Below are 15,072 nucleotides of genomic sequence, written 5' to 3' on the forward strand. Positions count from 1 at the left end.
GGTAACCTTGCCGTCGGTTTGATGCTCAGCTCTGGCGCGCCGCTGCAGCGCAGCATATGTTGATCCGATGCGGATCGCGATCATCGACACCAGCACGACTCGTGCGGCGATCATTTCCGAAGGTCTGCGCGAAGCCGGTCTCGACGATCTCGTCCTGATCGACAATGCGCATGCGCTCGTTGCGCAAATCGAGGCGGCCAACCCGGAAGTTGTGCTGATCAACCTCGAAAATCCCAGCCGTGACGTGCTGGAGGAATATTTCGCGGTGTCGCGGGCGCTGGCGAAACCAATCGCGATGTTCGTCGACCAGAGCAATCCGGAGGCCACTGCCGCGGCGATCGATGCCGGTGTTTCGGCCTATATCATCGACGGCCTGTCGAAGCAGAGGATCATGCCGATCGTCGATCTCGCGGTGCGGCGCTTCAACGCCTTTTCCCGGCTCCAGGCCGAGCTTCACGAAGCCCGCAATGCGCTGGCCGACCGCACCGCGATCGACAAGGCGAAAGCGATCCTGATGCGTCGCCGCGCGATCGACGAGCCCGCCGCCTACGCCTTGCTGCGCAGCCACGCGATGCAGTCCAACCGCCGCATCGCCGAAGTGGCGGAAGCCATCATCACCAGCGCGGCGTTGATGGGGGACGACACATGACGCTCGACCGCATCCGGATAGGCTTCCTGCCGCTGGTCGATGCCGCCTTGCCGATCCTGGCGCGCGAGCGGGGGTTCGCCGAGGCGCATGGACTCGAGATCGAGTTGGTTCGCGACCTCAGCTGGGCAACGGTGCGTGACCGCCTGCTCTACGGTCATACCGATGCCGCGCATATGATCGCGCCGCTGGCGATCGCCACCGCGCTCGGCCGGGGGCGTCCCCCCGTCGAGATCGACGTCCCCTTCGTGCTCGGCCTCAACGGCAACGCGATTACCTTCTCGATCCCTCTCGCGACGGAAACGCTCGAGGGCGATCAACTCGGCGACCCGCGGACGGTCGGGGAACGGCTCCGCCAGGTCGCGACGGCGCGAGCACAATCGCGACGCGCGCTCCGTTTCGGCGTCGTCCATCGCTATTCGAGTCATAACTACATGCTGCGCTACTGGCTGGCGGCGGTCGGCATCCGGCCCGACATGGATGTCGAGATCGTCACGATCAGCCCGCCTTTCGCCGCGGACGCGCTCGCGGCGGGAGAGGTCGACGGCATCTGCGTCGGCGAACCGTGGAACAGCGTGGCGGTCGATCGCGGGGTCGGGCGGATCGCACTGGTGACCGCGCAGATCTGGCGGCGCGGGGTCGAGAAGGTGCTCGCGATGCGACGCGAGACGGCAAGCGCTTCGCCCGATCTGATCGACCGGCTGGTCCGGGCGCTGCACGATGCCGCGGCGCATTTCGTCGAGCCCGATGCGGCTGAAGAGAATGCGCGGATCCTGGCGCAGCCCGCCTATCTGGCGGCGCCGGAGGAGACGATCCTGCGCGCCATCACCGATCGGGTCCGCCTGTCGCAGGGCGCGACGCCGCTCCACATTCCCGATTTCATGTTCCAGTTCCGCGAGGCGGCCAACTTTCCGTGGCGTAGCCAGGCGGCGTGGCTGTATTCGCAAATGATCCGCTGGGACGGCACGCCGTTTTCGTCCGAGGAATCTGCTCGCGCCGAGGGCGTGTTCAGGCCCGATCTGTACCGCCGCGCGCTGGCCGGATCGGGCGCGATCCTGCCCGGCGCGAGCTCTAAGCTGGAAGGCGCGATCGGCGATCCGCTCGGCGCGGGATCGGTGCAAGGCAGGCTGGTGCTCGGTGCCGACCGCTTCTTCGATGGCCGTGCGTTCGATCCCGACGATGCGGAGACCTATCTGGCGTCGCTGCCCTGATTTTTGCTGCAAGTGCGAAATAAGCTTGCGTCCGGCAAGCGAATCACGCATCATCCCAATCGCTGGGTAATGACGCTCGGCACGAAATAACCGCGATGACCTCCACCGACGGGGGTGATTGCGGGGCGGGTCCGACGATCCGCCAAGGCAACGAAGCCGCCCAGACGCGCCAGCATTGGCCGCCGTCGGGGCGGCTTTTTTCTTGTCCATCGCACGCGAAGGGGATCCGCATGGCGACCGCATTCTGGAACAGGGCACAGGACAGGCAGCAGGACGGCTTCTGGTCGAGCGGGCATGTCCCGACGCTGATCGCCGCTTTCCTCTATTTCGACCTCGCCTTCATGGTCTGGGTATTGCTGGGGCCGCTCGCCCCTGAAATCGCCAGGACGTTGGCGCTGACGCCCGCCGAAAAGGGTCTTATGGTGGCGACCCCGACGCTTGCCGGAGCGGTGCTGCGCGTGGTCAACGGCCTGCTGGTCGACCGCATCGGCCCAAAGCGCTCGGGCACGATCAGCCAGATCATCGTCATTGCCGGGCTGCTGACCGCCTGGCTGGCCGGCGTGACCAGCTTTGCGGGCACATTGGCGCTCGGCGTCATCCTCGGTTTCGCCGGGGCGAGCTTCGCGATCGCCCTGCCGCTGGCGAGCCGCTGGTACTCGCCCCAGCATCAGGGCAAAGCGATGGGGATTGCCGGTATGGGCAATTCGGGCACCGTGCTTGCCGCCTTGTTCGCGCCGTTGCTGGCCAAGACGTTTGGCTGGAACGCCGTGCTCGGCCTGGCGTGCATCCCCCTGACGGTCGTGTTGGTCGTTTATCAGCTGATCGCCCGCGACGCGCCCAACCGGCCCGCGCCGAAGTCGCTCGCCGAATATCTCCACCCGCTCAAGTCGGCCGACGCCTGGTGGCTGATGGGATTCTATTCGGTGACCTTCGGCGGGTTCGTCGGGCTTGCCGCGTCGCTGCCGATCTATTTCACCGACCGCTTCGGCCTGACGCCGGTCGTCGCCGGCTATTGCACCGCGGCCTGCGTATTTGCCGGCTCGCTGGTTCGTCCGCTGGGTGGCGCGCTCGCCGACAGGATCGGCGGGGTCAAGGCGCTGACCGCGGTGTTCGCGGCTGCCGCTGCCGCTTTGGTGGGAGTCAGCATGGCGCCGACCGTTGGCGCGGCGATGGGATTGTTCGTCCTCGCGATGCTGGCATTGGGCGTCGGCAACGGATCGGTGTTCCAGCTGGTACCGCAGCGTTTCGCCGAAGAGATCGGCGTGATGACGGGCCTGGTCGGCATGGCCGGCGGCGTCGGTGGCTTTTACCTCGCTTCGTCGCTCGGCATCGCCAAGCAGCTGACCGGCAGCTTTTCGCCCGGCTTCCTGATCTTTGCCGGGCTCGCCGGCATCGCCTGTCTCGGCATCACGATCGTCAAATATTCGTGGCGCCGGCACTGGGGTGCGGCCGAGGGCGTGCGGATCTGAGCGGGCAGGGGGGAGCAAGGCGATGAAATATGCCTGGCTGATCCTGGGAAGCGCGCTGGCGGCAACGCCGGCCACGGCCCAGGACATCGCACTTAAGCCGCTCGCCGAGGCGCGGCTTCGCTACGAAACGGTGGATCAGGCCGGGCTGCCTGACGATGCGGATGCCCTGACGGTCCGCGTCCGAAGCGGCATTCAAGCCTTAAGCGGGCCGCTCACGGCGATCGTCGAAGCGCAAGGGACGCTGGCGCTGGTCGGCGATTATTATGACGGCCTGCACGGCGCTGCGACGCGCCCGCTGGTCGCCGATCCGCAAAATATCGCGCTCTACCTCGCGCAGCTGCAATACCGCACCAAGGCGGTTTCGGTGACGATCGGCCGCCAGCGGATTGCGCTAGACGACGAGCGCTTCGTCGGCACGGCGCCGTTCCGCGACAATGGCCAGACCTTCGATGCCGCGCGGATCGAATGGACCGGGGTCAAGGGGCTGAAGGCGGACCTTACCTATGCCTGGCGCGTCAACACGATCTGGGGAATCGACGGCGTGGGTGCTCGGCCGCGCTCGATCGGCGGCGACAATGTGCTGGGCAATCTGTCCTATGCCAGCCCGGTCGGCACGATCACCGGCTTTGCCTATCTGGTCGATCAGGACGAAACCGCGGTGCAGGGATTCCGGCTGTCGAGCCAGACCTATGGCGCGCGCTTGGCGGGCGCGCGGCCGCTCGGCAAGGGGATCAAGCTCTCCTACCAGCTGAGCTACGCGACCCAGTCCGATTATCACCGCAACCCCAATCGCTATCGCGCCGATTATTATCTGATCGATGCCGGGCTCGATCTCCATGCGCTCAAGCTCGGTGCGGGCTATGAAGTGCTCGGCGCCGACAAGGGCGTGGCGCTCGCCGCCTTCGAGACGCCGATCGCGACTGGGTTCAAGTTTCAGGGCTGGGCCGACAAGTTCCTGACCACCCCACCCGACGGCGTCCGCGATCTCTATGGCAACTTGGGCTATGGCTGGAAACAGGCGGGGCCGTTCAAGGCGCTGACTTTGCAGGTGGTCTACCATCGCTTCGCCGCCGATCGTCACAGCCGCCTCTATGGCGACGAGATCGACCTCCTCGCTAGCGCCAAGCTCGGCAAGACCAGCCTGTCCGCGCGCTACGCCGATTACCAGGCGGATGGTTTCGCCACCGATACCCGCAAATTCTGGCTGCAACTCGATTGGAGCTTGTGATGGACTTCCTTTTATCCGTGTCCGACCCCGACTCTCAGCCGGACGCGCCGTCCGGTTCGGAGCCCGGCCTTCCTCATCTGGTGGTGATCGGCAACGGCATGGCCGGGTGCCGTGCGGTCGAGGAACTGATCGCGCGCGATGCCGGCCGCTACCGGGTGACGATCTTCGGCGCCGAGCCGCGGGTGAACTACAACCGCATCATGCTGTCACCGGTGCTGGCGGGCGAGAAGAGCTTCGACGACATCGTCATCAACGATGCCACTTGGTACGCCGATAACGGGATCGAGCTGGTCGCTGGCGATCCGGTGGCGAAGATCGATCGCGCCGCGAAGACCGTGACCGCGCGGTCGGGTCGGACGGTGCGCTACGACAAATTGCTGATCGCGACCGGATCCGATCCGTTCATCATCCCGGTCCCGGGCAAGGACCTGCCCGGTGTGATCAGTTTCCGCGACATGGATGACGTCGATCATATGCTGGCGGCTGCCGATCGCGGCGGCAGCGCGGTGGTGATCGGCGGCGGCCTGCTGGGGCTGGAGGCAGCGCACGGCCTGTCGCTGCGCGGGATGCAGGTCACCGTCCTTCACCTCATGCCCACCCTGATGGAGCGCCAGCTCGACGAAGCGGCGGCGTGGCTGCTCAAGTCGGCGCTGGAGGCGCGCGGCCAGACCGTGCTGACCGGCGCCGACACCGCAGAGATCCTGGGCGACGGCAAGGTCGAGGCCGTGCGGCTCAAGGACGGGCGCGAGATTCCCGCCGACCTGGTGGTGATGGCGGTCGGCATCCGTCCCTCGGTCGCGCTGGCGCGTGAGGCCGGGCTCGCGGTCGGGCGCGGCATCCAGGTCGACGATCATATGGTGACGAGCGACCCCGACGTGCTCGCGGTCGGCGAATGCGTCGAGCATGACGGTCAGGTCTATGGGCTGGTGGCGCCGCTGTGGGACATGTGCCGCGCGCTGGCCGACGGACTGGTCGAGCGGCCCAGCGGCTATCGCGCCAGCGTCACCTCGACCAAGCTGAAGGTCGCCGGGCTCGACGTCTTCTCGGCGGGCGATTTCGCCGGCGGTGATGGTTGCGAGGACATCGTGCTGCGCGACGCCAGCCGCGGCATCTACAAGCGCGTCGTGCTCAAGGACGACCGGATCGTCGGCGCGGTGCTCTATGGCGATACCGCCGATGGCGGCTGGTATTTCGACCTGATGCGGCGCGGCGAGGACATCTCGGCCACGCGCGACCTGTTGATCTTCGGCCAAGCCTTCGCCTCGGGAGGGGGGCAGGCGGACCCTAAGAAGGCCGTTGCGGCGCTCTCCGACGACGCGGAGATTTGCGGTTGCAACGGCGTTTCCAAGGGTCAGGTCGTCTCGTGCATCGCGAAAGGCGCGCATAGCCTCGACGCGGTACGGTCTGGCTGCAAAGCAAGTGCGAGTTGCGGGTCATGTACCGGCTTGGTTGAGACCCTGCTCGCCCTAACGCTTGGCGACGAGGTCGAGGCCGGCCCGAAGACGATGTGCAAATGCACCAGCTTCGGCCATGACGATGTTCGCCGCGAGATCGTCGCACAGGGTATGCGCTCGATTCCCGAAGTGATGCACAAATTGCACTGGTCGACCCCGGATGGCTGTTCGGGCTGCCGCCCCGCGCTCAATTACTACCTGCTCTGCGCGCTGCCCGGCGAGTATCAGGACGACCAGCAGAGCCGCTTCGTCAATGAACGCCTCCACGCCAACATCCAGAAGGACGGCACCTATTCGGTCGTGCCGCGGATGTGGGGCGGGATCACCAGCCCGCAGGAATTGCGCGCGATCGCCGACGTGGTCGAGAAATACGATGCGCCGATGGTCAAGGTGACCGGCGGCCAGCGGCTCGACATTTTCGGCATCAAGAAAGAGGATCTGCCCGCGGTGTGGGCCGACCTCAATGCCGCCGGAATGGTGTCGGGCCATGCCTACGGCAAGGCGCTGCGCACGGTGAAGACCTGTGTCGGCTCCGAATGGTGCCGCTTCGGCACGCAGGATTCGACCGGCCTCGGCGTCAAGCTCGAACGCGGCTTTTGGGGCAGCTGGATGCCGCACAAGTTCAAGATGGCGGTGTCCGGCTGCCCGCGGAACTGCGCCGAGGCGACGATCAAGGATTTCGGGGTGGTCTGTGTGGACTCGGGCTACGAACTCCATGTCGGCGGCAATGGCGGTATCCATGTCCGCGCGACCGACTTGTTGGCGAAGGTCGCGAGCGAGGAGGAAGCGATCCATTTCGCCGCCGCCTTCGTGCAGCTCTATCGCGAGGAAGCGCGCTATCTCGAGCGCACGGCGCCGTGGATCGAGCGGGTCGGGCTGCAACACATCAAGGACCGTGTGGTAGAAGACGCGGCCGGCCGGGACGCGCTGGCCGAGCGCTTCTGGTACTCGCAGACGTTCAGCCAGGAGGACCCCTGGGCCGAACGCGCCTCGGGCGCGGCGCGCGAACAGCATGCGCATATGGCGCATTTTCAACCCTTGGCATTGGAGGTCGCGGAATGATCGGCGATTGGCTCGATATCGGCTGGCTCGACCAGATCCCGGTGCGCGGCAGCCGCACCGTCACCGTCGCGGGCGGTGAGGAAGTCGCGGTGTTCCGCACCGCCGACAACCGCGTGTTCGCGCTCGCCAACCGCTGCCCGCACAAGGGCGGACCGCTCAGCCAGGGCATCGTCCACGGCCACAGCGTCGCCTGCCCGCTGCACAATTGGCGGATCGCGCTCGCGACCGGCGAGGCGCAGGGCGAGGACAAGGGTTGCACGCCCACCATCGCGGTCAAGGTCGACGCCGGGCGCGTGCTACTGTGCCGGTCTTCGACGTTGAAAGCCGCCGCCTGATATGGAAGCGGTACGCACCACCTGCGCCTATTGCGGGGTCGGGTGCGGCATCGTCGCTCGGCGGACCGGCGAGCGCAGTGTAGAGATCGCCGGAGATCCTGATCATCCCGCCAATGCCGGAAGACTGTGCTCGAAGGGCACGCACCTCGGCGAGACGGTCGGGCTGGAAGGGCGCCTGCTCCATCCGATGATCGGGACCAAGCGCGTTGGCTGGGATCGCGCGCTCGATCTCGTCGCGCGGCGCTTCCGCGACACGATCGCGCGGCACGGGCCGAACAGCGTCGCCTTCTACGTCTCCGGCCAGTTGCTGACCGAGGACTATTACGTCGCCAACAAGCTGATGAAGGGGTTCATCGGCTCGGCCAATATCGACACCAATTCGCGATTGTGCATGTCGAGCGCGGTGGCGGGCCATGTCCGCGCGTTTGGCGAAGACGTGGTGCCGGCAAGCTATGCCGATCTCGACGCCGCCGATTTGATCGTGCTGGTCGGGTCGAACACCGCCTGGTGCCATCCGATCGTCTATCAGCGAATCATGGCGGCACGCGCCGCTAGCGGGACGAAGCTGGTGGTGATCGATCCGCGTCGTACCGAGACCGCCGCGGAAGCCGATCTCCATCTGGCGATCCGGCCGGGCAGCGACGTGGCGCTGATGAACGGGCTGCTCGCCTGGTGCCGCGACTCAGGGCTGATCGATCGCGACTATCTCGCCCGGCACGTCCGTGTGCCCGACGATTTCTGGGACAAGCTTGGAGAGGGGAACGACCTGTGGTCGGTGGCGCGGACGTGCGACGTTCCGGCCACCGACCTCAGGCGTTTCTACGAGCTGTTCGCTGCCAATCAGCGGACCGTGACCCTGTTCAGCCAAGGCGTAAACCAGTCGGTCAGCGGCACCGATCAGGTCAACGCGATCACCAACCTGCACCTCGCGACCGGCCGGATCGGCAAGCCCGGCGCCGCGCCCTTCTCGATCACGGGCCAGCCCAATGCGATGGGCGGGCGCGAAGTCGGCGGGCTCGCCTCGACGCTCGCCGCGCACATGGACTTCACGCCCGAAAACGTCGCGCGCGTCGGGCGATTCTGGGCGGCACCCAATATGGCGACCAAGCCCGGATTGAAGGCCGTGGACCTGTTCCGCAGTGTCGGCGAGGGGCGGATCAAGGCGATCTGGATCATGGCGACCAACCCGGCCGTTTCGATGCCCGATGCCGGGCAGGTCCGCGAGGCACTGGCCGGCTGTCCGTTCGTCGTGGTGTCGGACGTGATCGCCGATACCGATACGAGCCGCTTCGCCCATGTCCGGCTGCCGGCGACGGCCTGGGGCGAAAAGGACGGCACGGTGACCAATTCGGAGCGCTGCATCAGCCGCCAGCGCCCGATCTTCGCAGCCCCGGGCGAGGCGCGGCCCGATTGGTGGATCCTCAAGGAAGTCGGCCGCCGCATGGGTTGGCGATCGGCTTTCGCGTATGACCGCCCAGTCGATGTGTGGCGCGAGCATGTCCGGTTGAGCGCCTATCAGAACGACGGCGCACGCCGCTTCCGCCTCGATCGCGCGACGCCGGGCAATGCCGACTATGAGAAGATGGCGCCATTCCGCTGGGGCGACGACGCCTTCGCCGACGGCGTCTATCCGACCCCGGACGGGCGGGCGCGGCTGGTCACCGTCACCCAGCGGCCCGGCGAGCGGCAGCTCGAACGCTGGCCGATGATGCTCAATACGGGGCGGTATCGCGACCAATGGCATACGATGACACGCACCGGGCTCGCGCCCAGGCTGGCGCGCCATCGCGAGGAACCATTGGTCGAGATCCATCCGGACGATGCGGCGCGTTTGGACATCGCCGACGGCGCCCTGGCCCGCGTCTCGACGCCGCGTGGCGAGAGCCTTTATCGCGTTGCCGTGACCGACGCGCAGCGACCTGGCGAGCTGTTCGTCCCGATCCATTGGACCGATCGCGGATCGACCGGCGGACGCACCGGGCTGCTGCCGCGTCCGCTGGTCGATCCGCATTCGGGTCAGCCAGGCTTCAAGTCGACGCCGGCGGCGATCGCGCCGGTGGCGACCGAGTGGCGCGGCTTCCTGCTGATGCGTGGCGAGCCGGGCGCGATGCCTGACTGTCTGTGGGCGACCCGCGTTGCGGTGCCGCAAGGGTCGCTGTGGGAATTGGCCGGGAATGGCGACGCCGCGGCGATCGAGCGGCTGTTGCCACCGGGCGATCGCATCGAAGCGTTCGACCCAGCCAAGGGATCGCGCCGCATCGCCGTCCTCCGCGACGGGCGGTTATCGGCTTTGTTGTTCGTCACGTCGCAAGGCGTGCTGCCGTCGCGCGACTGGCTGATCGCACAATTGGCGGCGCCGGCGGTCGCGCCGACTTTGCTCGCGGGCCGCGCGCCGGGGCCGAGCGTCGATCGCGGTCCGATCGTCTGCGTCTGTTTCGATATCGGCGCGCGAACGATCACCGATGCTATCTGCCAGCTTGGCCTGGCGGATGTTGCCGCCGTCGGCGCGGCTCTGCGCGCGGGAACCAATTGCGGCTCGTGCCGCCCGGCGATCGCCAGATTGATCGCCGAGCACGCCAATCAGGAGAGTGTCAATGCGGGCCGATGACTTTCCGCCGGGCAGCGTCTGGCTGGTCGGTGCCGGCCCCGGAGACCCCGATCTGCTGACGCGCAAGGCCGAAGCATTGTTGCGCTGCGCTTCAATAGTGTTCCACGATGCCTTGGTCGGGCCCGGCGTGCTGGCGCTCATTCCCGATCACGTCCGGCGGGTGCCCGTGGGCAAAAGATCGGGGCGCCACTCGCGAAGGCAGGAGGCGATCAACCATCTATTGATCGAGGCGGCCGTCGAAGGCGAGCGCGTCGTGCGCCTGAAGGGTGGTGACCCGGCACTATTCGCACGATCCGCAGAAGAAATGGCCGCCCTCTCTGCCGAGGGGATTGCCGTTCGGATATGTCCCGGCATCACCGCGGCAAGCGCGGCGGCGGCATCGGCGGGACTATCGCTATCGCTGCGCGGCAAGGCGCGCCGTGTCGAGTTCGTGACGGCGCATGCCGCGCCCGGCCGCCCGCTTGACCTCGATTGGACCCGGCTGGCCGATCCGCAGGCAACGATCGCTTTCTACATGGGACGCACCGCCGCCGCCGATATCAGCCGGAACCTGATCGCGGCCGGGCTCGCCGCCGCGACGCCGGTGATCGTGGCGTGCGATATCAGCCTTCCCGAGGAGACGAGACTGCAGACGCGGCTGGACCTGCTGCCGTTCGCGGTCGCCGCGATCGCCGAGGATCGTCCGACGCTGATCATCGTCGGCGAAGCTGTCGCGCCGCCGGGCATGGTAATGGCGCAGGCCGCTGCGACGAAAGCGGCCGACGCGCAAGGTTAGGCAGCTTTTGCCGTGCGGAGCACGCAGCGAAAGCCGATATGGCTGGTGGATGAGTCGATCGCCTGGGCGTGTCGCGCCGCCGGGCGGTAGCGCTGGCAATAATTGGCGGCACAGAGATGCGATCCGCCCTTCAGCACCTTGCGACCGATCGGCACATGCGGCGTGGCCGGGTCGCGGCTGTCGCGCTCGCGGCCGCCGCGCGGATTGGCCGGGACGCAGCAGGCATCGCCGCGTTTCTTTTTCGAGACCGTCGGAAGCGACCACCAATCGGCGGTCCATTCCCAGACATTGCCGATCATGTCGACCAGTCCATAGCCGTTGGGCGGGTAGGTGCCGACGGGCGACGTCCGCTCCCATCCGTCGAGCAACTGATTGGCGAAGGGGAAGGCGCCTTGCCAGTAATTGGCGAGCATTTTCCCCTCGGGCGCCAGTTCGTCGCCCCAGGCGAATTCGGCGCCGTCCAGTCCGCCACGCGCGGCATATTCCCACTCCGCCTCGGTCGGCAGGCTTTTGCCCGCCCAGTCGGCATAGGCCTTGGCGTCGCTATAGGCGACGTGGACCACGGGGTGATCGGCCAGATCGTCGATCCCGCTGTCCGGCCCGAGCGGATGACGCCAGTCCGCGCCAAAACTGAAACGCCACCATTGCGAGAAATCCTGCAGATCGACTGGACCCGCGGTCCGCTCGAACAGCAGCGATCCGGGCTGCGCCATGTCGATCGGCATATCGGGATAATCCGCCGGATCGGGGGCGATCTCGGCCAGCGTTCGATGGCCGGTCGCCGCGACGAACCGCGCGAACTCGCGGTTCGTCACCGGCCCTTCATCGATCCAGAAGGGATCGACGCGCAAGGCCCGCACGGGCGCCTCTTCCGGATAGAAACGCAGCGATCCCATTGTGAAGACCCCGCCGTCCAGACGGCGCATGCCGGCGGTCGACGCGGTGCCTGCACCTGTCGTGACGGATGCCGGTATCACCATCGCAACTGCTCCTGACCGACGGACCGCGTGCCGACGGATACCGGTTCGTACCCTTACCGTACGAACCAGCCAACAACGAGATGTCGTGAAATCATGGCGCACCCGACAGGATTCGAACCTGTGGCCTCTGCCTTCGGAGGGCAGCGCTCTATCCAGCTGAGCTACGGGTGCGAGCCGGGTGCGCCTAGCAAAGCATCGCCGCGCGCGCCAGCGATTCTATTGCGCGCTCATTTCGCGGCTATTTGGTGATCGTGACCGGCTGGAACTTGCCCAGGCCGCAGCGCGGTCCCGGACCGGCGCCGCCCGATTGCAGCACGGTAATCGTATCGACGGAGCACAATTGGTTGGTCGACACCGAATAGGCGAACCTTTCCTCGAAGCCGAGGCCGGGGCAGGCGCTGGGCAAGGTGTTGCGCAGGATCTTGCGGTTGTTCATCTCGAAATCGATCACCTGGTCGCTGCGGACATGCGTCTCGCGCACCTGGCTCAGATTGACGCAATCGACCGCCGGGCCGGCGGGAGTCGCGGGCGGGACTTCCTTGTCCTTCGCGCTCAACGGGGCGACGATCGCGGCGGCGGCGAGGACGAACAGCAGCGGGCGCATGGCTTTTCTAACTCCGTGTCAGGCGGCGCGCGATTTGGGCGCCGGCGTCTTGGGCTTGAACGCACAAAGATCGGCAACGACGCAACGCCAGCATTCGGGCGTGCGCGCCTTGCATACATATCGGCCATGCAGGATTAACCAGTGATGAGCATGCAGCCGGAACGGTTGCGGCACGACCTTTTCGAGCTTGAGCTCGACCGCAAGCGGCGTCTTGCCGCGCGCCAGCCCGGTGCGGTTGCCGACGCGAAAGATGTGGGTGTCGACCGCGAAGGTCTCGGCGCCAAATGCCACGTTCATCACGACATTGGCGGTCTTGCGTCCTACGCCCGGCAGCTTCTCGAGTTCGTCGCGATCGTTCGGAACTTCGCCGCCATGCTCGGCGATCAACTGCTCGGACAAGGCGATGACGTTCTTAGCCTTGGTGTTGAACAGGCCGATCGTCTTGATGTGCTCCTTGAGCTTCTCCTCGCCCAGCCGCACCATCTGCTCCGGAGTATGCACCTCCTGGAACAGCTTACGCGTCGCCTTGTTGACGCCGACATCGGTCGCCTGGGCCGACAGCACGACCGCTACAAGCAATTGATAGGGATTGCCCGATTCGAGCTCGGTTTCCGGATGGGGGTTGTCTGCGGCGAGGCGGCTGAAGAACTCGACCACGTCGGCCTTGTTCATTGCGCGCCTCAGAGCCCGAGGACTTCGGGCATCGTGTAGCGCCCGGCCGGCTGGCCGGCGAGCCACATGGCCGCGCGCACCGCGCCGCGCGCGAACATCTCGCGGCTCTCGGCGCGGTGGATCAACTCGAGCCGTTCTCCCGGTCCGGCGAAGATGACCTGGTGGTCGCCGGCGATCGATCCGCCGCGGATCGACGAGAAGCCGATCGTGCCTTCGCTGCGGGCGCCGGTAAGCCCGGCGCGGTCGACGACCTTGAGGTCGGCGAGCTTGGCGCCGCGTCCGTCGGCCGCGGCATCGCCCAACAGCAAGGCGGTGCCCGACGGCGCGTCGACCTTGTGGCGGTGATGCGCCTCGACGATCTCGATATCCCATTCAGGCCCCAGCCGTGCCGCGGCATCCGCCACGATCCGCGCGAGCAAGGTGACGCCGAGCGAGGTGGTGCTGGTCTGCAGTACCGCGATCCGTGCCGCGGCATTGTCGATCAGGTCGTGATGTGCCTGGCCCAAGCCGGTGGTCCCGACGACGATCGGCGTCCCCGCTTCGCATGCCGCCGCCAAATTGGCTTCGAGTGCCGAAGGCGCGGTGAAGTCGACCAGTACGTCTGCGCTTTTCGCCAAGACCAGCGCATCGCCATCGGCATCGACGCCACCCGCCACGGTCGCGCCGAAATCGGCGGCGATCGCGGCGATCGCGCGGCCCATCCGGCCCTCGCTCCCCAAAATGCCTATCGCGGTCATGGCGCCCCCTTTGCACCAATCTCCGTCGGCGCGACAGGGGGTAAGGGGGCTTGAATCCCGGGCAGTACGGGTGCCGTGCCCAATACCAGCGACCAGGGCTGGGGCAGGTAATCGACCGACATGTAGAAATAGAAGGCGCAGCTACCGTCGGGTCGATAGGTCGCGCCTTTGAGGATGCCGAGCGCCGTCGTTCCCGAAAATACCGGCGAGCCACTGTCACCGCCCTTGCAGGTCGGTCCTGATACCGTGACCCAGGTCGGCAGGCACGCTCCACCGCACAGATCGCCCGCCGGCGCGAAATCGGTCAGCTCGACCACCGCGCAGCTATAGCCCGTGCGCTCGCCGCGATGGCAGACGAAGTCGCCCGCGCGCGTCTGGTCGCGCGTTCGCATCCCCGTGACTGGCCGCTCGATCATCTTCGCTGTGTCGGCGTAGAACAGGCCAGCGAGCGGTTCCGGCACCGTCCCGATCTGGACGTCGTGATAGCCCCATCCCCATTGCCCGACGAAGCTCAGCGGCACCTCGCTATGGTCGGGCGCGATGAAACTCATCTGGTCGAGGCAATGCGCCGCAGTGGCAACGCCGTAGCGCGTTCCATCGGTAACGACGAAGCCGCTGGTGCAGAGGTAACGCTTGCCGTCGTCGGGATTGTTCCCCTCGAGCCGCGCGCCGCCGACCGGCGGGCCGCCGAGATTGACGTCGACCTGGTCGACCACGCGGATGCTGACGGGTACGCCGGCGACCGCCTCGACCTTCTCGCGCCATTGCTCGACGCCGCTCTTCGCCTCGCCGCTGGTGATCAGCACAACCAACTCGCCGGTGCGCGGATCGAGCCCCATGGCGGGAGGGCGCGGGAACATCGCGCGGATCTGCGCCTGGTGCCAGGTCACTGCCCAGATCACCTTGTCGCGTGAGGCGAGCGCGCCGGTACGGAAGGTGATCGGCAGGGTCATGCCGCCGGCATTGATCGTCTCGCCCGGCACCGGATCGTCGCCGGTCAGATAGACGATGATGCGCAGCTCCGGGCGGTGCTGGATCGAGATGCCGGCGATCCGGTCGCGATATTTGGCCTCGATCGCGTCGGTCACCGGAATGCTGGCGTCGAGCGCGGCGAGGCGGCGGACGGCTTCGTCCTGGGGGACGGCGAACAGCCTGGCATATTCGGCGGCGTCGCGGGCCTGGGCTTCGGCCGGGGTTTCGACTGCCTGTGCCGTCGCCAAGCGGGGGGCGAACGCGAGGAGAAGCAGCAGGCCGGTCAGAAAGATACGCATGCGACCGCCACTCTTACTCC

13 protein-coding genes and 1 tRNA gene are annotated in these 15,072 nt (G+C 66.8%); 8 read left to right on the forward strand and 6 right to left on the reverse strand.

Annotated elements, in window-relative coordinates; translation table 11 throughout:
* Positions 1-67 precede the first annotated feature (67 nt).
* The 8 genes from Q0L25_RS10850 to cobA all read left to right on the forward strand — a co-directional run bounded on the left by Q0L25_RS10850 (position 68) and on the right by cobA (position 10,788).
* The gene (locus tag Q0L25_RS10850) at positions 68-649 is read left to right on the forward strand and encodes an ANTAR domain-containing response regulator (RefSeq protein WP_296614126.1); all 582 of its coding nucleotides are present in this window, start codon (positions 68-70) and stop codon (positions 647-649) included.
* Positions 646-1,857 carry a CmpA/NrtA family ABC transporter substrate-binding protein gene (locus tag Q0L25_RS10855; RefSeq protein ID WP_296614128.1) on the forward strand — a complete coding sequence of 404 codons (1,212 nt, stop codon included), beginning with the start codon at positions 646-648 and terminating at the stop codon, positions 1,855-1,857. Before Q0L25_RS10850 ends, Q0L25_RS10855 begins: the two co-directional genes overlap by 4 nt.
* Before the next feature lie 230 nt (positions 1,858-2,087).
* A complete protein-coding gene (locus Q0L25_RS10860; protein ID WP_296614130.1) occupies positions 2,088-3,326 on the forward strand; it encodes a NarK/NasA family nitrate transporter in 1,239 nt (412 codons plus the stop codon).
* A 22-nt stretch (positions 3,327-3,348) separates the two neighbouring features.
* Positions 3,349-4,554 (forward strand): alginate export family protein, encoded by a 1,206-nt coding sequence (locus Q0L25_RS10865; RefSeq protein WP_296614132.1) that lies wholly within the window; start codon positions 3,349-3,351, stop codon positions 4,552-4,554.
* A complete protein-coding gene (nirB, locus tag Q0L25_RS10870; protein WP_296614134.1) occupies positions 4,554-7,070 on the forward strand; it encodes a nitrite reductase large subunit NirB in 2,517 nt (838 codons plus the stop codon). Before Q0L25_RS10865 ends, nirB begins: the two co-directional genes overlap by 1 nt.
* Complete coding sequence (nirD, locus tag Q0L25_RS10875) at positions 7,067-7,405, forward strand: nitrite reductase small subunit NirD (protein WP_296614136.1); 339 nt, start codon at positions 7,067-7,069, stop codon at positions 7,403-7,405. The genes nirB and nirD overlap by 4 nt, the downstream gene beginning before the upstream one ends.
* Position 7,406: 1 nt before the next feature.
* Positions 7,407-10,013 carry a nitrate reductase gene (locus Q0L25_RS10880; protein WP_296614138.1) on the forward strand — a complete coding sequence of 869 codons (2,607 nt, stop codon included), beginning with the start codon at positions 7,407-7,409 and terminating at the stop codon, positions 10,011-10,013.
* Entirely contained in the window at positions 10,000-10,788 is a 789-nt protein-coding gene (gene cobA, locus Q0L25_RS10885; RefSeq protein ID WP_296614140.1) for a uroporphyrinogen-III C-methyltransferase, read from the forward strand. Before Q0L25_RS10880 ends, cobA begins: the two co-directional genes overlap by 14 nt.
* Here cobA and Q0L25_RS10890 read toward each other — a convergent pair.
* From Q0L25_RS10890 to Q0L25_RS10915, 6 genes are all read right to left on the reverse strand, one after another.
* Positions 10,785-11,768: a formylglycine-generating enzyme family protein gene (locus tag Q0L25_RS10890; protein WP_296614142.1), complete on the reverse strand. Its 984-nt coding sequence runs from the start codon at positions 11,766-11,768 to the stop codon at positions 10,785-10,787. The genes cobA and Q0L25_RS10890 overlap by 4 nt on opposite strands.
* Positions 11,769-11,862: 94 nt before the next feature.
* A tRNA-Arg gene (locus Q0L25_RS10895) sits at positions 11,863-11,939 on the reverse strand.
* A 67-nt stretch (positions 11,940-12,006) separates the two neighbouring features.
* Entirely contained in the window at positions 12,007-12,372 is a 366-nt protein-coding gene (locus Q0L25_RS10900; RefSeq protein WP_296614144.1) for a hypothetical protein, read from the reverse strand.
* A gap of 18 nt (positions 12,373-12,390) precedes the next feature.
* Positions 12,391-13,044 carry an endonuclease III gene (gene nth, locus Q0L25_RS10905; protein WP_296614146.1) on the reverse strand — a complete coding sequence of 218 codons (654 nt, stop codon included), beginning with the start codon at positions 13,042-13,044 and terminating at the stop codon, positions 12,391-12,393.
* Positions 13,045-13,052: 8 nt separating this feature from the next.
* Positions 13,053-13,781, reverse strand: coding sequence for a 4-hydroxy-tetrahydrodipicolinate reductase (dapB, locus tag Q0L25_RS10910; protein ID WP_296614147.1), 729 nt, complete (start codon positions 13,779-13,781; stop codon positions 13,053-13,055).
* On the reverse strand, positions 13,778-15,052 hold the full coding sequence (locus Q0L25_RS10915; RefSeq protein ID WP_296614149.1) for a hypothetical protein: 1,275 nt from the start codon (positions 15,050-15,052) through the stop codon (positions 13,778-13,780). The genes dapB and Q0L25_RS10915 overlap by 4 nt, the downstream gene beginning before the upstream one ends.
* Positions 15,053-15,072 lie beyond the last annotated feature (20 nt).

Origin of the sequence: Sphingomonas sp., assembly GCF_024508665.1 — a bacterium.
Taxonomy (GTDB): domain Bacteria; phylum Pseudomonadota; class Alphaproteobacteria; order Sphingomonadales; family Sphingomonadaceae; genus Sphingomonas.